A 17,975-nucleotide genomic window follows, 5' to 3' on the forward strand; every position below is an offset into this window, starting at 1 on the left:
TGTCGAATCCAGTCCATCAGCTCCTTGGTAATCCGTCATGACAGGCCTGGACACCACGCAAATCGGCAGCATCGAACTCTTCTGCAAAGCAGCGGAACTCGGCAGCTTTTCGGCGGCCGCCGAAGTCCTGGGATTGACGCCGGCGTCGGTGAGCCGGTCGATCAAGCGGCTCGAGGAACGGCTCGGCGTCCGGCTGTTCGCCAGGACGACCAGGAGCGTCCGGCTGACGGATGAAGGCGAGCTGTATTGGCACGAGTGCCGGGAAGCCCTGGAACAGATTGCCGAGGCGGAGAGAACGATTACCGGGCACCAGAAAGTGCCGGCCGGGCTATTGCGTATCAGCGTGGGAAACCTGTATGCCAACTACCGCCTGCTGCCGATGCTCCGCCGTTTTACCGACGCGTACCCACAGGTCGAACTCGAATTGAGCCTTTCCAACCGGGTCGCGGATATCGTCGAGGAAGGCATCGATCTCGCCGTCCGCATCGGCATGCCGCAGGACTCGCGGCTGGTCGCCCACAAACTGGAGGATGCCACGGTCGGCATTTTTGCAACCCCGGACTACCTCGCCCGGCGTGGCGTTCCGCAATGGCCCGACGACCTCTCCCGGCACGACTGCCTGCAGTTCATCCAGCCCACGACCGGCCGGCCGATGCCATGGCTGCTGAAGATGCCGGACGGTGAAGAGATCGATCATGTGTTCCGCAGCCGTTTCCGCGTGTTTGACGATGCGTTGGGCTGCGTCAGCTTAGGGCTCGGCGGCGGCGGCCTGTTCCAGACCTACCACTTCATTGCCGCGGCCGCGGTTGCCCGGGGCGAGCTTGTTGAGGTGCTGCGGGAATACGGCGGGAGGTCACGGCGATTTTCGGTGATTCATCCGCGGAACCGGCATATGTCGGCACGCGTCCGGGCGTTTGTCGAGTTTATGCTGGGAGAGCTTCGCTCGCCGGCATCGCCGCGCCGTTGACTGTACTGCCGGGTGCCTGTCGTGTTGCCGTCGTATCGTCTTGTTCATCGGTGTAACAAGCAATGTGACCCCGCGGCGATTTATTCATTTGCTGCTGGCACGTAGAGTTCGCTCATCGCCTGAACACATTTTTGAAAGGAATACGATGAGCGACATCCTGTGGCCGCAAGGCTTCGTGCCCGGTTTTACCGACAACTACTGCTCCAACGAGGTTATCGTCACCGGCCTGACGGTGGAAGATCTCTGGCCGTTGCTGAATACCCCTCACCTTTGGCCGACGTATTACAGCAACTCGGCTAACACGCGCTTTCATGACGGCAAAGGACCGGACCTGGAAAACGGTGTGCGCTTCTATTTCGAGACGTTTGGCTTTCCTGTCGAGGCAAAGGTTGTCGAGCATGTAGCACCAGTTCGCGGGCAGCCGGCTCGCATTGCGTGGCATGGGTGGGCGGGCAGTACTGCGGAGGACCGGCTGGATGTGCATCATGCCTGGCTGATCGAGGAACTGTCGGGTGGGCGGGTGCGCGTTCTTACTCAGGAGACCCAGGTGGGGAAGCCTGCTCGGGCGCTGGCAAAGGCAAAGCCGAATCCGATGATCAATGGGCACCAGGACTGGCTGGATGGGTTGGTGGGTGCTGCGCGTTGAGCAGCTACCGATACCTTGCCAACCAGCTTGCCAGCCCCTCTTGCTCGACCTCGCGGAAGAAATCCTCTGCCCAGGATGGCGCGGGAGAGCTTTGCTTGATCCAGCTGGCTGGAATCCCGCCATCTCGAGGCGGGGATGTCTCATCCTGTCTGTTATTTTCCGAAGGCCACCATGCCCCCGTCATTTTTTCCATCGAATCCATACGCAAGAAAGAAAAGCCACAAATATCCTGGTGTATCCATTGGTAGCGCGCATACCAATACTCGCCGATGCGCCGCCACCCAAAATAAACACCCACCAGCTTGCGGTTCCCACCAAAGCAGTATGGGGCTACAAGTTCGCCACGAATGTTGCGAGCATAAACGTTACTGCTGCTTTCGGAATTGTACCAATGCCCCACCAATGCGGAGTTCTCTGCCTGCGGTACTCCATTCGGCTCTCCGTCAACATTTTTCCATGCAACAAATTCAGCAATAATAGTTTTCAGTTGGGAAATTTCTGCCAGCATCGTCCCCAACGTTGAGGCAGTAGCATCCATCGATGTAACTTCCTGCTGTAACAGGGAACCACACGTGTCGAATACCGTTCGTTTAAGAGGAGCAACCAGAGTAGCGTCAAGTTGAAGCCGCCTATAGACGATCTTTTGCATATCGTGCACATCGAACGGCAGAGACTCATTTTGAGTGAGAATGACGGTCGGTTTTCCCAGCGCCATTGCGAAACCAAGTTCCCACATGACGTTTGGGCGCTCCTCGGTCAAATCGGCGATACAGATCGTTGCTGAGTGTAACTCGGTGATTAAACGGTCAGTTATCCGCCCTGCCGGTCGGCTTTCATCCAAGCGAAAACAGCGTCCTGCAAAAGCGCTGGTAGTCGACTCCACGGCTATCTTGATTGCAGCATAGACGTCATCAAACTCCGGGCTGAACGGCATGATCACAAAGCAGTTCATCGAATCCCTTTCAGGTAACGGGAGACATCTATAAAGAGGCGCGAGATGTGATGCAAGCGCCGCTGTAAGATTAATAAGCAGAAACGCTGGAGTCGCCAAGACGAGCTTCGAAGTACCATCAGGCTGGCTCGCCACTGCGGCAGGCAGCACAGTAGCGCTCGTCGTTTCGGGTCTGCCCATGGGTAGACCCGAACGATTTCAGTCCCTAGTTTGCATTATCTTAGCCAGGAGGTAAGCAGCCGTCTGCCAGTTTGTTCGAAAACGACATCAGCCCTACCTTAAGCGAGGCGCTTCGCGGCTTCGCCGCGGCGCTTTCCGGCGGACCTCCGCCGGAAAGCCGGCGTCAGCCGGCGCATTGAACGGTATGAACGAGCGCGCGCCTTCGGCGCGCGAGGCCGTTGAGCCAAAATTTCCGCCAGGTGGAAATTCTGCCTCAACGACAAATAGGCGATTCGGACAGGGCTGCGCTTGCAAGCGTGCGCCCTTCGAATCTCAACGGGGAGCACGCAGGTGCTCTCCTCGCTTGCACCGCGAAAATGCCCTCCTTGCTGATGTCTTTCGTTGGTCCCCAGGTGTACCGCTCAAGCAGAATCGGTACGATTGCCTGACATTGCCTTGCTTGATCAGCCATCGCTTGTCAGCCGGACCGGTAGTTGATTGATGCGCTTGCCGGTCAGTACTCTCAGGGCATTCGTCACTGCAGGCAGAACAGGTGGCAAAGCCGGTTCTCCCATCCCGCCGGGCGGAGCTTCGCTAGGGACGATATGGACATCAATGGCTGGCATCTCTTGCATACGCAGCACTTGATAGTCGTGAAAGTTCGACTGTTGTACGGCGCCGCCTTCGATCGTCACATCACCGTATAACAGCGCGCCAAGGCCAAATACGATAGAGCTTTCCGCTTGCGCCCGTATTTGTTGCGGGTTGATCGCCGTGCCGCAATCGATCGCGCAGGTAACACGGACAACGCGCACAGACCCGTCGACAATTTTGACTTCGGCGACCTCGGCTACGATACTGCCGAAAATTTCCACGATTGCGATTCCCCGCGCACTACCGCTGGGTGCAGGGCGATTCCACCCTGCGTGCTTGGCCGCCAAGTCGAGCACGGCTATGTGGCGGGGACGTGACGTCAACATGCTGCGCCGGAAGGTGTACGGATCACGCCCCGCGAGCAGAGCCAACTCATCGACCATGGATTCAACAGCGAAACAGTTTTGACTGCCGCCGGGCGTTCGCCAGAACCAGATAGGAATTCCCGGGTCGGTTTCGACCCACCGCACTTCCACATGTTCGATGTCATAGAAGGGGGCCAGCGTTTCGGTGGCGTAGTGATCGACGCCATTGGGCTTCTTCAGGGCACTGAAGCCTGTCCACTTGCTGATTGCCGCAACGGCTGTCTTGGCGGTGAACGAGGCAATACGCCCGTCATGGCCCAGCGTTGCCGAGATACGGATCCGGTTAAACGGGCGGTAGTAGCCAGCACGCATGTCATCTGCGCGGGTGTAAAGCATCTTGACCGGCTTGCCCGCAGCTTTCGCTATTTCAGCGGCGTGCCGCACAAAATCGTTTACCCCGCGACGTCCAAAGCTGCCACCGAGGAATGTCGTGTGAACACGTATCTGTTCCGGCTTCAGACCGGTCACACCAGCAGCGTAGCGCTGGGCAAGCGACTGTCCTTGTGTACCGGTCCATACGTCCGCTCCATCGGCGCGTATCTCGACCGTACAGTTCATCGGTTCCATGGGCGCCTGGACAAGATACGGCTGTTCAAAATCCATCGTCAGCGATGATTTTGTTTTTACCGTGGACATACCGCTTTCCTTGTCGACCAGTCCCGGATGGTCCAGGGCCGCGCGATATTGCTGCCGTAGTGCGTCCATCGACAGGTCGGCGAAGGGACTTTTGCTCCACCTGACAGACAGGGCTTCCCGTCCCTTCATTGCAGCCCAGGTAGTGTCTGCGACAACCGCGATACCTCCCGTGACCTGGAAGACTCCCCGGACACCAGCAATTGCAAGGGCAGGTTTAGGATCGAATTCGATCACGGTCGCGCCGAAAGCCGGCGGGAATGCCATGACTGCAAGCAGCATGCCCGGCAGCTGGACATCAATACCGAATTGCGCCTGTCCGGTGACCTTCGGCGGAGTATCTACCCGAAGAAGGGGACGTCCAATGACAGTGTATTCACTTGGCGATTTCAAAGGTGGGGCCTGGGGTAACTCGATGCCAGCGCATGCCTTCAGAAAATCTGCGAAACGTGCCTTGCGTCCGTCCGGACCGTGAATCCATCCTGCACGCGCGTGCAACTGGCTTTTATCGACGCGCCAGCTCCGCGCCGCCGCCTCGAGCAGGACGAATCGCGCCCCCGCGCCGGCGCGGCGCAGGCGGTCCCAGTTCATTCGGACCGATGTCGACCCACCGGTGGCCATCAGTGGTGTACCGGGGTTTGCGTGATCCAGGTGCACTGGCGCCTGCTCTACCACGATAGTGGACCAGTCCGCATCCAGCTCCTCCGCGACAATTTGTGCGTAAGCGGTGTGGACCCCTTGTCCCATTTCTGACTTTCCGCAGATCACCGTCACCGAGTTGTCTGGCGCTATTCGCACATAAGCGTTGGGGGAAAAGGCGGAATCCTCAGGTGTGGCGTGGGCTGTTCCATAATAGCCAACGCCGACAACGATGCTGCCGCCTACAGTGATGCTTAACTTCAGGAATTCCCGTCGAGAGGTGACCTGCCCATCGTTAGCCTTGTTCATTCGGCTTTCCCCGCTGCGAGCTTGATAGCCGTACGAATCCGGGCATAGGTCCCACAGCGGCAGATATTGCCATTCATGGCCTCAGTAATTTGCGCTTCGCTCGGCTTGCGCACACGTTGCAAAAGCGCAGTAGCGCTCATGATTTGGCCCGACTGACAATACCCGCACTGCGGCACGTCCACCTTTATCCAGGCGTCTTGAACAGACCGCCCCTCGGCTGTCGCGCCGATTCCTTCAATCGTCGTGACACTGCGATCAGCGACAGAACGTAAAGGCGTTACGCAAGCGCGTGTCGGTTCACCATCCACATGAACTGTGCACGCTCCGCAAAGCGCCATGCCACAGCCAAACTTCGTCCCGGTCAGATGAGCGATATCGCGCAACGCCCACAATAATGGCATTTCTCCGTCGGCATCAAAACGAGCGGCCTGACCGTTGAGCAGTACTTCAATCATGTTTGCTTCCCTTCGAATAAAAAAACGCCCGGTTGTCGTCTGTATGTCGTCGCTACCCTGGGCTCAGAAGCTGCCAATACTGAATGGCTGCGTATTACTGAACACTTACTGCGGCGACCTCTCGTATGCCTGTTATCGTGTAGCTGCCCTGGGTCCGCGGTAGCAGGAATGAGATTCCTGAAGATGGCGGTTTCCTGTTCCCCAGGTAATGGCGAGCTGGCGGTTCGCGAATCTCTTTCAGCAGGGCGCAGCTCAATGCCGGCCAAAGGATGCGTACATCAGATAGCTGCGCATTGTCACCACACCTGTACGCTGGCGCGTGCGTCCTGCAGCCCGTAGCGCGCGCCGGTCAAGCGTTCCGACTCCGTCCATAGCAGGGCCGCGGCATCCCGTTCGAGCGCCTGCGCAGGCAGCCTGGCGGGCCCCGGGTAGCCGCGCGATTCGCCCAGCTGGTTGGGACCGTAGTAGCCGCCACCCTCGGCCTCCGGCGCGGTGGCGGCAAACAGGGTCGGCAAGGCGCCCTGTGCGGCAGGCTGGAACAGGAACCACAGGAAGCGGCGCGCCAGGCCGGCGCCGCTGCGGGGCCCTGCGCCGTTCGGCAGCAGGTCGGTGCGCGCGATGCCGGGATGGGCGGCGATACTGCTGATGCCCCAGCCTTCGCTGTCGCTGCGGCGCTGCAGCTCGAGGGCGAACATCAGGCAGGCCAGCTTCGACTGGGCATAGGCGGCCATTGGCTGGTAGGCGTTCTCGGACTGCAGGTCCTGAAAATTCAACGCGCCGTTGCGCGCGGCAATGCTGGAGAGGCTGACCACACGCGCCTTGTCGCTCCGACGCAGCAGCGGCAGCAAGGCGGCCGTGAGCGCGAAATGCCCGAGGTGGTTCGTACCCAGCTGGAGCTCGAAGCCGTCCTGCGTGATCTGGCGCCGCGGAGGCGTCATCACGGCCGCGTTGTTGATTAGGACATCGATGCTGTCCGCCAGGCTGTACAGGCGATCGGCGAAGGCCTGGACGGAAACCAGGCTGGCCAGATCGAGCTCCTCGAAGCGCACGTTGGCATGGGGCAGGTCGTGGCGGATACGCTGAACCGCGGCACGGCCCCGCTCGGGGTTGCGCCCGGCAATGATCACCGAGGCACCCGCCGCGGCCAGCGCGTACGCGTCCTCGAAGCCGAGGCCGCCGGTGCCGGTGACCACTGCCGTGCGGCCCGGTTGCAGGGGAATATTGGAGCTGGTCCAGTTTGTCATATTGTGTGGCTTTCGAAAGTACAGAGCAAAAAAGGCGGTGGCTGGTTTCAGCCCTCGAAGATGGCCGACGCCAGCAGGCCATCGACGCCATACAGGGCGGCGAGTTCCAGCAGGCCCCGCGGCAGACCCAGGAACTCTGCTGTCCGGCCCTGCCCATGCGCCAGGCGGCACGCCTGCAACAGCAGGGCGACGGCGGAACTGTCGAAGCGGCGCACCCTGGACGCATCGAGGCGCAGGCTGCCCGGATTGGCGGCGAGGTGGCGCTGCACGTCCTGGGCCAGGGCGCCAAAGGTATCGAAGGTGACGGCGGCGGGCAGCCGCATTGCCGGGGCGCTCATTGCCTTCTACCGGGCTGGTTGCGCAGCACCAGGGCCGCCAGCAGGCCGTCAGGCCCGCCCTTGGCCAGCAGGGGCGCGAACTGCGAGCGGTAGCTCTGCACCAGCCACAGCCCGGCGATGCCGACATCGATGATCTTCCAGTCCGGCAAGCCGTTCGCGCGGCCGAGGCGGTAGTCCAGCCTGACCGGATCGCCGTTGCCCCGAACCTCGGTGTGCACGACCTGCTGCTCGCCATCGGCAGCCGGCACCGATTTCAGGATCGTGACGCTGTGCTCGCGTACCTGTGACAGGGCGCCGGCATAGACACGCATCAGCAGGGTCCTGAACTCCGCCTGCAGGCGGCTGCGCTGCTCCGGCGATGCGTCGCGCCAGCCCGGCCCTACCGCCGAGCGGGTAACGGCCTCGAAGTCGACGTAGGGCATCAGATTGTCTTCCACCAGCGCGAGGATCGCTTTCCGGTCGCCCTGGCGGATCGCGTTGTCGCTCCGGGCGGCCTCGATGACCTCGGACGATACCTGGCGCACCACCGCATCCGGCCCGCCCGGCGCCGCTGCTCCGTCGGCCGAGCCCATGGTGTGAAAGCCGATGACGGCGCTCAACAGCATCCTTGCCAGGTGTTTCAACATGATCGTCCTCCTGTGTGTGGTGTTTGCCCGCATCATTGCTGTCCGCCGATGCCGGCCGCATCGGCCGGCACTGCGCCGTCGTGTACCGAGTCGCGCCGCCGCGCCAGCCAGGCGTCGCGCAACAGGATGTACTTGTCGAGCGCGATCTCGTCCAGCAGGTCGCTTGCCTGGAGCAGGCCGGCGCGCTGGCTGACCGCTTCGACCGCGGTAAGCGCTGCGACGCCGGCGTCACCGGAGGCCAGCCGCGCCGGCGCCAGGGCACTGTCCAGCGGCAGCGCCACGCCGTCGCGCAGGGTCGATGGACCGACCAGGGGCACTACCAGGTACGGCCCCGGCGCCACGCCCCAGCGGCCCAGGGTCTGGCCAAAGTCTTCCGGGCGGCGCGGCAAGCCCATGCCCGTGGCCGGATCGCGCAGGCCGAGCACGCCGACGCTGGTGTTGACCAGCACCCGCGCTCCCGTCGCCAGGCCGTCCCGCCCCTTCCCCTGCAGGAAGTGGTTGACGCCAGACCAGAGGTCGCGGATGTTGCTCAGCACGTTCGCCACGCCGATGCGCGCCGGTTCCGGTACCACCCTGACCCAGGCGCTGGCCGCGGGCTCGAGCACCGCGGCGTCGACCCGCTCGTTGAAATTGAACATGCGGCGGTTGAACCCCTCCCAGGGGTCGGCAGCCGACTGCGCCGCCGGATTCGCCGTGGCGCAGCCGCTGGCCATGGCCGCGACCAGCAGGACATGTGCCGCGCGCGTCATATATCGTTTGCTCATTCGACTGCCTCCGCGCCGGCAGGCGCTGCTGCGCCGGCGGCCTGGCCCGACATGAACTGGCTGATCAGGTTTTCCAGCACCACCGCCGACTGGGTCTGGGCGATCGCGTCGCCGGCGGCCAGGTCGCGGTCCTCGCCGCCCGCTTCCAGGCCGACGAACTGGTCACCCAGCAGCCCGGCACTCAGGATCTTGGCCGCGGTATCCCTGGGAAAGCGGTAGTCCGCGCCGATGTCCAGCGTAACCAGTCCCTGGAAGCTGGCCGGGTCGAAGGCGATGGTCCTGACCCTCCCGACCGTGACGCCGGCGGCGCGCACTGGGGCACGCGGCTTGAGCCCGCCGATATTGTCGAAGCGTGCCGTCAATGCGTAGGTCTCGCCGCCGCGCAGGCTCCCCAGGTCGGCGGCGTGCACCGCCAGGACGCCCAGCGCCGTCATCCCCGACAGCACAAAGCCGCCGACGAGTATTTCGATTCGTTTTCCATTCATTTTTTTCTCCAAAATGGGCGCCGCTCAGGGCACCGAAAACATCAATGCGGTTAACACGAAGTCCACGCCGAGGATCCACAGCGAGGACAGCACCACTGTGCGGGTCGTCGCCAGCGCCACGCCCTCCGGCGTCGGAGCGCTCCCGGAGCCCTGGTACAGGGCCACCAGCGCACAGATCGCGCCAAACACCGCCGACTTCAGCGCGCCACTGCCGATATCGCGCAGCGGATCCACCCCTGCCTCCATGAGCGACCAGAAGCTGCCTGCGTCGATACCGAGCAGCGGCACCGCAACCAGGTAGGCACCCCAGACGCCGATCGCGGAAAACATGAAGGCCAGCAGGGGCATGGCGAACATGCCGCCGATCAGGCGCGGAGCCAGCAGGCGCCGTTTCGGATCGATCGCCATCAGTTCCATCGCGGCGAGCTGTTCGCCAGCCTTCATCAGGCCGATTTCGGCCGTCAGCGAGGTGCCCGCGCGGCCGGCGAACAGCAGGCCGCTGATCACCGGTCCCAGCTCGCGCACCAGCGCCAGGTTGACGACCAGGCCAAGGCTGTCCACGGCACCGAACGGCGCCAGTGCGTGGTACATCTGCAGCGCGAGCACGCAGCCGACCGCCAGGCCGGAGGCGGCGATGATGGTGATGGAACGGTTGCCGATGACGTGGACCTGCACCAGCACCAGGCGCGGCCGGGCCAGAGCCGCCGGCAGCACACGCAGCATCGCCACGCAGAACAGGGCGGCGTTGCCGCAGCGGCGCAGGCGCTCAAGCGCGCAGCTGCCCAGCCCCTGCAGCATTCCCTGGATGGCGGCCGTCATTCCGGCACCCCGAAGTCGGCCGCCAGCGTGGGCGCCGGGTAATGGAAGCGCAGCGGACCGTCGGCGCCGCCATGCAGAAACTGGCGGGTCTCCGGATCGGCGCTGGCAAGCAGTTCGTCCGGCGTGCCCTGGGCCAGCACGCGCCCCTGTGTGCCCAGCAGCACCACGTGGTCGCTGATGCCCAGGGATTCGGGGACGTCGTGGCTGACCAGCAGCGAGGTGGCGCCGGTCGCGTCGTTCAGGGTGCGGATCAGGCGCGCCGTCACCGCCATGCTGACGCCATCCAGCCCGGCGAACGGCTCGTCGTACATGATCAGTTCAGGATCGAGGGCGATCGCCCGCGCCAGCGCGACGCGGCGCGCCATGCCGCCCGATATCTCGCCGATGCGCAGGCCGGCGGCGCCGCGCAGGCCGACCGCATTGAGCTTCATGAGCACCAGGTCGCGTACCACGGCGGCCGGCAGGAGTGTATGTTCGCGGATGGGAAAGGCGACGTTCTCGAACACGTCCAGGTCGGTGAACAGCGCGCCGAACTGGAACAGCACGCCCATGCGCCGGCGCAGCCGCTGGAGCCGGGACGCATCGCGCGCGTCGACCGTCTCGCCGTCGACCAGCACGCGTCCGGAAAGCGGCGCATGGACGCCGCCGATCAGGCGCAGCAAAGTGGTCTTGCCGCAGCCCGATCCTCCCAGGATGGTGGTGACTTTACCGCGCGGGAAGCGCAGCGTGAGGTCGGCGAGGACGGGGCGCCCAGGCTGGTAGGCGAAGCCGACGCCGTCGAGTTCGACGAAGGCATCCCGCCGCGCTGACTGCGCGGTTAAGCGCCGCCTGCTTGCGGGATGAAGGATGTCCGGGTAAGCGAGACCAGGACTGGCGAGTGAGAAGGTTGGCATGCAGACATCATGCTGCCTCCTCCATTACTGGCGACTTACCGGCCACCGCGCTTTTCGGAAACCTGATCGTGAAGCGTGCGCCGGGCCAGGCGTTGCCGGCTTCGATAGTCCAGCCATGGGTTGCGACGATCTCGTGGCAGATGGCCAGCCCAAGGCCGGCGCCGTCGTCGCGCCGGTCGGCGCCGCGCCAGAAGCGCACGTACAGCTTGTCCAGATCCTGCTCCGCGATGCCTGGGCCATCATCCTGCACGTACAGGATGCCTTGTTCGATCGCGACCAGCACGGTGCCGGCGGCGCTGGCGTGCCGGATCGCATTCTCCACGAGGTTCTTCAGCAGGATGAAGACAGCGGAACGGTCGGCCAGCACGGGCTCCCCGTCCTGCTTGTGCGCCGACATGCGCAGGGTGACCCCGCGCCGGTCGGCCAGGCGGCCGAGGTAGGCGATCACTTCGGCCGCCACTGCCGGCAGGCTGGTCCGTTCGAACACGTAGTTGTGTGACTCGCTGACATCCGCCAGGTGCAGCAGCTGGTGGACCTGGCGCGCCATCATGTCGACGTCCGCCAGCAGCGCGGCGCGGTCGCTGGTGCCACCGAGTTCGATCTGGCCGCGGATCAGCGCCAACGGCGTCTTCAGTTCATGGGCAGCGCCGGCCAGGAATTCCTGCTGCACGCGGTAACCGTGCTCCAGCCTGTCGAGCGCTTTGTTGAAGGCTTCCACCAGCGGCGTCAGCTCGCTCGGCAGTCCGTGTGTGTCGAGACGGCTGGACAGGTTCGACGGTTCGATTTGCGCCGCCGCCCTCGAGGCCTGCTGCAATTGACGCAGCGAGCGGCGCAGGGTCAGGTGCACCACGCCGAACAGCACCAGCAGGGATACGCCGCTCACCCAGGCCACGGCTTTGTAGATCGGCCGGACGATGGAACGACGGAACAGCGTGTTGATCCGGTCGCTGCCGGCCACCTGGAGGTAGTAGTGTGCGCCCTTGCCGGGCAGCCGCTTGGTCAGCACGGTGAAGGGAACGCCGTCGATCGTCAGGTGGGCAATCGACGGCAGGTGTGCAAATTCCAGCCCCGGCGGCATCAGTACCTCCCGCGGCGCAGAGCCGAACAGCGGCTTGCCCCTCCCGTCGAGGACCGCATACTTGACATCGTTGGCAATGTGGGTATAGATCCAGGCCGCTTCGGCCTCGGGGTCGAGGCGCACCGGGTGCCCGGCCGCATCGTACTGGATGGATTCCTCGATCCAGCCTGCCTGCAGGGTCAGGCCCTTTTTGGCGGTCGTGTCGGGCGAATCCCAGTCGAACACATACAGGACCATGACCGTGGCCACGGCCAGGACCAGTCCCAGCCCCGCCACGTAGGCCAGCATCAGCTGCAGGCGAATGCTACCGGGTCTCGCCAAGGTCGCTAAGCGCATAGCCGAGGCCCCGCAGGTTGACGATCTGCACGGACGAACCTATCGCATACAGTTTCTTGCGTAGCCGGTGCATGGCCACGTCCATGGCGTTCGGTGTGACTGCCTCGCTCAGGCCCCAAGCCGCCGACTCGAGCGCGTTGCGACGCACCGTCTTGCCGCCGGCCTGTACCAGGCCGAGCATGATCTGCAGCTCGGCCGGCGCAAGGCTGGCCGATTCGCCGCCACAGTGCATCGTGGCGGCTTCCGGCACGATGCGCAGATCCACGTACGACGGCGTCAGGCTCTGCATGGCCGCGGGCCGGCGCATCAGCGCCCTCACCCGCGCCACCAGCTCTTCCATGGAAAACGGCTTGACCAGGTAGTCGTCGGCGCCCGACTCGAGGCCTTCGACGCGGTCATGCAGGGCATTGCGCGCGGTGAGCATGAGGCAGGGAACCAGGTGGCCGGCGTCGCGCAGGCGCCGCACCAGCGACAGCCCGTCACCATCGGGCAGGCCCCGGTCGACCACGATCAGGGCATAGGGCGTGTTCTTGAGCGCCAGCCAGGCCGAATCGATGCGGGCGAACAGGTCGGCTTCGATACCGGCGGCCGACAGCGCCTTGCCGACCATCAGCGACAGGCGTTCGTGGTCTTCTATGACGGCGATCCGGTTCATGCGGCCTCGCAAGCGGTATGTGGTGGATGGATGGCGGTCATGCTACACCACCTCAGGCGCTACCACTGAAAAGCGCGCCAGGATGGCGGCATGGCGGCGCTGCCATTCGGCCAGCCCAGGTGCTTCCTCCTCCAGTGCGTGCCTGACGAAGGCCAGCGACAGGTCACGGGCTGCCGCCTTGACCCGGCCGTTCAGCACCCGGCCGCCGGCGGCACCGCGGTCGGTGAACATGCTGTGCGAGCCGCCCTGGAACACGCTCAGCCACTTGCGCGCGCTGCCGGTGGCGTCGAACACGGCCACCCGGTCCTCGGCCGCACTGTAGTAGCCAGGGATGCGTATGACGTCATCGGTGCAGGTGATGTGCAGGCTGGGCACGGTGACTCCCTGCAGGATCCTGCGCAGCTCGCCTTCGCGATAGAACGGCGGCGCGGAAATGACGATCGCCGCGCGCACCCGCTCGTCGCGCAGGTCGAGGGGGCGGCCATGGCGCAGTACCTGCGCTCCGCTGGCCAGCAAGGTGGTGTTGGCCCCGTAGCTGTGCCCGGCCGCGACGATGCGGCCGGCGTCGATGCGCTTGCCCAGTTCGCCGCCCAGCAAAATGTCGAGCGCGAAGCGCAGGTCCTGCGTGCGCGCGATCGCTTCGCTCTCCCTGGCCGCAGCGCGCAGGCGTTCGACCACGTTGAAGACGTTGCCGCTCCAGAGCTGGCTGTCGCTGCCGACGTGTTGCATGTGCAGGCTGGCGATCCCGTTGCCGGCGAAATGCTGGCCGAGCCAGCTGTAACCGTGGCGCGAGCCGCCGATCCCGTGCGAGAACACCACCAGCGGCACCGGGCGCACGCCCTGCGGCAGGTAGAGCCGCACCGGTACGCCACGCCGGCGCGGCACGTCGATCCAGTCCATGTCGAGCGTCGTGAAGATCGCGCCTTGCGCGGGGCTGGCGATAGCGAGCGGCTGCACAGCGCCGGCGAGCACTGCCGCTCCTGCACAACGCAGGAGCTTTCGGCGGCCCAGGTCCGTACCTGACAACTTGGTCATACGAATCCGTGAAATAGAGAAACCGCCATAGTGCGGGGCGGAACATTACCGAATACTTACTGGGCTGGCATCGCAGCCGTGCTCTTGCGGGAAGGCCACATGCTCGCTGGTCTCGAGCTCCGCGGCTTCGCCGCGTCGCTTTGCGGCGGACCGCCGCCGGCAAGCCGGCATCAGCCGGCGCTTTGAACGGTATGAACGAGCGCGCGCCCGCGGCGCGCGAGGCCGTTGAGGCAGAATTTCCGCTGGGCGGGAATTCTGCCTCAACGACAAATGGGCGATTCGGATAGGGCTGCGCTTGCAAGCGTGCGCCCTTCGAATCTCACACGGAGAGCGCGCAGGCGCTCTCCTCGCTTGCGCCCCGAAAATGAAAAAACCGCCTTGCGGCGGTTCTTCATTTTTCTGGCGGAAGCGGTGAGATTCGAACTCACGAACGGCTCACACCGTCGGCAGTTTTCAAGACTGCTGCCTTCAACCACTCGGCCACGCTTCCTTCTGACTTGACGGCAACAAAGTACATGCCGAAGTGCCCCGCATTATACAGAAATCATTCCCCACCGCCAGAGCAAGCAGCCGAAACCACCCACCCCAGTTCAAGAAGAGACCGCGAAAACTCCGCCGGTGGCAAAGGCCGCGAGTACAGGAAGCCCTGCACCTCGTTGCATCCCGAGCACCGCAGGAACTCCAGCTGTTCCGCGGTCTCCACGCCCTCGGCAATCACGCGCAGCGACAGTTGCCGTGAAATGCTGATGATCGAACTGGCGATCGCGCAGTCGTTGGCGTCGGCGGGAATGCCGGTGGTGAACGAGCGGTCGATCTTCAGCGTGTCGATCGGGAAGCGCTTCAGGTACGAGAGGCTGGAGTAGCCGGTGCCGAAATCGTCCAGCGAGAGGGTGACGCCCAGCGCGGAGATGCGGTCCATGATGGCGATCACCCGGTCGATGTTGTGCATCAGAGTGCTCTCGGTGATTTCCAGCTCCAGCCATTCGGGCTCCAGGCCGTGGCGCTGCAGCGTTTCGTGCACCCGGTCCGGCAGGGTTGGCGTGAACTCGCGGGCCGAGACGTTGACGGCCAGCCGGATCGGCCGCATGCCGGCGCGCTTCCACGCCTGCGCCTGCGCGCACACGGCTTCCAGCACCCACTCGCCGACCTGCACCACCAGGCCGGTGGCTTCGGCCAGCGGGATGAAGTCGCCGGGCGGTATCATGCCGCGCTCGGGATGCAGCCAGCGCACCAGCGCTTCGGCGCCGATGATGCCGCCATCCTCCATCGAGAACTTGGGCTGGTAGTGCAGCAGCAGCTGGCCGCTGCCGAGGGCCTGCCGCAAGCCGGATTCGATGCGCATGCGTTCGTGCATGCCCTGGTTCATGTCGGAGCTGTAGAACGCCACGCCATCCACTTCGGCGCCCTGCTTGGCGCGGTACATGGCGATGTCGGCCTGGCGCAGCAGCGTTTCGGCGTCGAGGCCGTCCTGCGGGTAGACACTGATGCCGATCGCGGCGCCCACGCGCAGGTCGTGGCCGTCGATCAGGAACGGCTGCGACAGCGCGGCCAGCAGCTTTTGCGCCACCATGCCCGCTTCGTAATGCTGGGAGATCTCGAACAGGCCGACGGCGAATTCGTCGCCGTTCAGGCGCGCCACCACGTCCTGCTCGCGCAGCGTCATGCGGAAGCGTTGCGCCACTTCGCGCAGCAGCTGGTCGCCGGCCTGGCGGCCCAGCGCGTCGTTGATCAGCTTGAAGCGGTTCAGGTCGATGAACAGCACGCAGCCGTGCGACTTGGTGCGGTGCGCAACCGTGAGTGCCTGGTCCACCAGCTTGGTCAGCAGCGTGCGGTTCGGCAGGCCCGTCAGCGCATCGTAATAGGCCAGGTGGTGGATGCGTTCCTCGGCCTGCTTGCGCTCGGTGATATCGGTGATATAGGCGATCAGGCCGGTCGAGCGGTCGTCGGCGTCGAACAGCGGCGACAGCGACAGGCTGGCCCAGAACACTTCGCCGGATTTTTTCTTGCGCCGCACTTCCATCAGGCGCCCACCCTGCATCAGGAACGGGTCGTGGAACGTGGCGTCTTCGTCGTCGTACAGGAACAGGATGTTGCGGCCGACCGCTTCCACGGACGTGTAGCCGAACAGGCGCTCGGCGCCCTTGTTCCAGCTGGTGATGAAGCCGTGCTGGTCCATCGTGATGACCGATTCGTGGATCTGGTCGAGGATCTGCGCCTGGTGCTGCAGCATCGCTTCCATCTGCGCATAGGCGTGGGTGGAGCGCTGTGCCAGCGAGTGCACGTGCAGCACGCCGGCCGCCAGCCGGGCCAGGCTTTCCAGGCTGCGGCGCTCGGCCGCACCGCCAATGCCGCCGGCCACTTCGAAACGGCCCAGGTGGCAGCCGTCGTACGCGATCTCCTGCACCAGCGCATCCGGCGGCGGCGTGCTTGGGGGCGCGGTGTCGGCCGGCACGTAGCGGGCCCACGGGCTATGCGTCACGTCGCCGGCGATGCGCCCCAGTTCAGCGGCCAGCGCCGGGCCGCGCAGGCGCAGTACGGCGTCGCACAGCGCCGCGCTGCTGTCGAGGTGATCCGTGACGGGGAACGCGGGAGCCGGACGCAACGACATCAAATGGTCCTGCTCACCTGGATTGCCCAGTGCCAGCCGTGCAGCTGGCTGTGCCAGAACTGTTCGGGGGTCAGGCCCAGCGCCGAGATCGCGGCGGGGTCGGGTACCGGCTGTTCCACCAGCGCCAGCATGGCGCCGAAGAGTCCGGCGCGGTCGAGCAGCGCGCCGACGACGTCCAGGTCCAGCGTCAGGGCGGCAACGATTTCCGTCATCGGCATCGCCAGCAGTTCGTCGAGCAGCGCGAACACGCCCACCACGAACGCCATGTCTTGCCGGTCGCGGTCGCCGCCCAGCATCTTGCACAGTGCCTCCATCTGCGCCGCGCGGCGGGCGGCCTCGGGCAGCAGCAGGTTCGGCAGGCCGTCCTGCTGGGGACGGGCATACAGCAGCAGTTGCAGCCAGCGCTGCAGCTGGCGCCGGCCCAGCACGTTGATCGCCTGGGTGAAGTTGTGGATCGGGTTGGTGAAGCCGAACGCGGCCGAGTTGACCAGCTTGAGCAGGTGATACGACAGTGCCGGGTCCTGCTTCAGCACCGATTCCAGCTCGCGCGAGTCGGCATCCTGCGCCAGCAGGCCGAGCAGCGACAGCAGGCGCTTGCGCGAGGTGCCGTCGCCGCTGTCGGCCGTGCGGCGGCGTGCGTAGGGGCCGCTGAACCAGCCCATGCCGGCATCGCGGCAAGTGGCGAAACGGGCGGCGTCCTCGACGTCATGGGCCCAGTGCGGTCCCGGCAGGCTCAGCAAAGACAGCGTGGACGGCAGTCCTTTGCCGCCATGCGCAATGCCGCGGATGCCCGCCTGCGCGGCATGGAAGCCCGCCTCCCCTTCCACCAGCAGCCGGTAGCCCTGGTCGGCCAGCACGGTGCAATGCTTGCGCGCGGCCGCATCCTGCAGCGCGGCGGCGGGCACCTGCAGCAGGATGCGGTCGGCCGGCAGCAGCGCCGCCTGCGCCGCATCGAGGGACAGCGGGTTGGCCAGCGAAACGATGCAGTCGAGGGGCGCGAGGGCGGCTTGCGCGTCGGGCTGGCACAGCAGCGCCAGCAACGAGGCGCACGGCATGGCAGCATCATGCGGCTGGACGGCCAAGGCGGTCCACTGGTGTCGGCTGTCGGCTACGGCTTCCAGTCCCAGCACGGGGAACAGGTCGGATTGGAACATCGTCGTCTCGGTGCGGTTGGCGCTTTGTGATGCAAGCTAAACGGACAGCAAGCCCTTTGCGCGGGGCAAACCTACCAAATGTTGCGTTCTGAATATTTCAATAAAGCAAAAAGATGCATTCAGGAATATATCAGAAAACCACCAATCCACGTACCTGCACA

Annotated in this window: 17 protein-coding genes and 1 tRNA gene; 2 read left to right on the forward strand and 16 right to left on the reverse strand. The window is 64.5% G+C overall.

The annotated features are described in order from the left end of the window. The first annotated feature begins 37 nt into the window (after positions 1-37). Together FHS02_RS24470 and FHS02_RS24475 are read left to right on the forward strand one after the other, a co-directional pair. Positions 38-967 carry a LysR family transcriptional regulator gene (locus FHS02_RS24470; protein ID WP_137316818.1) on the forward strand — a complete coding sequence of 310 codons (930 nt, stop codon included), beginning with the start codon at positions 38-40 and terminating at the stop codon, positions 965-967. A gap of 145 nt (positions 968-1,112) precedes the next feature. Next, positions 1,113-1,613, forward strand: coding sequence for an SRPBCC family protein (locus FHS02_RS24475; RefSeq protein WP_137316817.1), 501 nt, complete (start codon positions 1,113-1,115; stop codon positions 1,611-1,613). A gap of 4 nt (positions 1,614-1,617) precedes the next feature. On the opposite strand, the gene FHS02_RS24480 is transcribed toward FHS02_RS24475, so the two are convergent. From FHS02_RS24480 to FHS02_RS24555, 16 genes are all read right to left on the reverse strand, one after another. After that, positions 1,618-2,745: a TIR domain-containing protein gene (locus FHS02_RS24480; RefSeq protein WP_137316816.1), complete on the reverse strand. Its 1,128-nt coding sequence runs from the start codon at positions 2,743-2,745 to the stop codon at positions 1,618-1,620. Positions 2,746-3,188: 443 nt separating this feature from the next. After that, entirely contained in the window at positions 3,189-5,324 is a 2,136-nt protein-coding gene (locus tag FHS02_RS24485; protein WP_137316815.1) for a xanthine dehydrogenase family protein molybdopterin-binding subunit, read from the reverse strand. Continuing rightward, positions 5,321-5,779 carry a (2Fe-2S)-binding protein gene (locus FHS02_RS24490; protein WP_137316814.1) on the reverse strand — a complete coding sequence of 153 codons (459 nt, stop codon included), beginning with the start codon at positions 5,777-5,779 and terminating at the stop codon, positions 5,321-5,323. Before FHS02_RS24490 ends, FHS02_RS24485 begins: the two co-directional genes overlap by 4 nt. A gap of 296 nt (positions 5,780-6,075) precedes the next feature. Continuing rightward, the gene (locus FHS02_RS24495; protein ID WP_137316813.1) at positions 6,076-7,023 is read right to left on the reverse strand and encodes an SDR family oxidoreductase; all 948 of its coding nucleotides are present in this window, start codon (positions 7,021-7,023) and stop codon (positions 6,076-6,078) included. A 47-nt stretch (positions 7,024-7,070) separates the two neighbouring features. After that, positions 7,071-7,361: an STAS domain-containing protein gene (locus tag FHS02_RS24500; protein ID WP_229422416.1), complete on the reverse strand. Its 291-nt coding sequence runs from the start codon at positions 7,359-7,361 to the stop codon at positions 7,071-7,073. After that, positions 7,358-7,987, reverse strand: coding sequence for an MlaC/ttg2D family ABC transporter substrate-binding protein (locus FHS02_RS24505; protein WP_229422415.1), 630 nt, complete (start codon positions 7,985-7,987; stop codon positions 7,358-7,360). The genes FHS02_RS24500 and FHS02_RS24505 overlap by 4 nt, the downstream gene beginning before the upstream one ends. A 32-nt stretch (positions 7,988-8,019) precedes the next feature. Beyond that, the gene (locus FHS02_RS24510) at positions 8,020-8,751 is read right to left on the reverse strand and encodes an MlaA family lipoprotein (RefSeq protein ID WP_229422414.1); all 732 of its coding nucleotides are present in this window, start codon (positions 8,749-8,751) and stop codon (positions 8,020-8,022) included. Further along, the gene (gene mlaD, locus FHS02_RS24515) at positions 8,748-9,236 is read right to left on the reverse strand and encodes an outer membrane lipid asymmetry maintenance protein MlaD (protein WP_137316812.1); all 489 of its coding nucleotides are present in this window, start codon (positions 9,234-9,236) and stop codon (positions 8,748-8,750) included. Before mlaD ends, FHS02_RS24510 begins: the two co-directional genes overlap by 4 nt. 24 nt (positions 9,237-9,260) lie before the next feature. Continuing rightward, positions 9,261-10,055, reverse strand: coding sequence for a lipid asymmetry maintenance ABC transporter permease subunit MlaE (mlaE, locus tag FHS02_RS24520; RefSeq protein WP_137316811.1), 795 nt, complete (start codon positions 10,053-10,055; stop codon positions 9,261-9,263). Continuing rightward, positions 10,052-10,948, reverse strand: coding sequence for an ABC transporter ATP-binding protein (locus FHS02_RS24525; RefSeq protein WP_137316810.1), 897 nt, complete (start codon positions 10,946-10,948; stop codon positions 10,052-10,054). Before FHS02_RS24525 ends, mlaE begins: the two co-directional genes overlap by 4 nt. A gap of 7 nt (positions 10,949-10,955) precedes the next feature. Further along, positions 10,956-12,347: a sensor histidine kinase gene (locus FHS02_RS24530; RefSeq protein WP_175424936.1), complete on the reverse strand. Its 1,392-nt coding sequence runs from the start codon at positions 12,345-12,347 to the stop codon at positions 10,956-10,958. Further along, positions 12,331-13,017 carry a response regulator transcription factor gene (locus tag FHS02_RS24535; RefSeq protein ID WP_137316808.1) on the reverse strand — a complete coding sequence of 229 codons (687 nt, stop codon included), beginning with the start codon at positions 13,015-13,017 and terminating at the stop codon, positions 12,331-12,333. Before FHS02_RS24535 ends, FHS02_RS24530 begins: the two co-directional genes overlap by 17 nt. Positions 13,018-13,059: 42 nt before the next feature. After that, positions 13,060-13,989, reverse strand: a complete 930-nt coding sequence (locus FHS02_RS24540) for an alpha/beta hydrolase family protein (protein WP_217496867.1) — start codon at positions 13,987-13,989, stop codon at positions 13,060-13,062. Positions 13,990-14,452: 463 nt separating this feature from the next. Further along, positions 14,453-14,542, reverse strand: a tRNA-Ser gene (locus tag FHS02_RS24545). 54 nt (positions 14,543-14,596) lie between these two features. Beyond that, a complete protein-coding gene (locus tag FHS02_RS24550) occupies positions 14,597-16,660 on the reverse strand; it encodes a putative bifunctional diguanylate cyclase/phosphodiesterase (RefSeq protein WP_137316806.1) in 2,064 nt (687 codons plus the stop codon). Beyond that, a complete protein-coding gene (locus FHS02_RS24555) occupies positions 16,660-17,814 on the reverse strand; it encodes an HDOD domain-containing protein (protein WP_137316805.1) in 1,155 nt (384 codons plus the stop codon). Before FHS02_RS24555 ends, FHS02_RS24550 begins: the two co-directional genes overlap by 1 nt. Between the last annotated feature and the right edge of the window lie 161 nt (positions 17,815-17,975).

The organism is Pseudoduganella umbonata (assembly GCF_014192225.1).
GTDB lineage: Bacteria > Pseudomonadota > Gammaproteobacteria > Burkholderiales > Burkholderiaceae_D > Rugamonas > Rugamonas umbonata.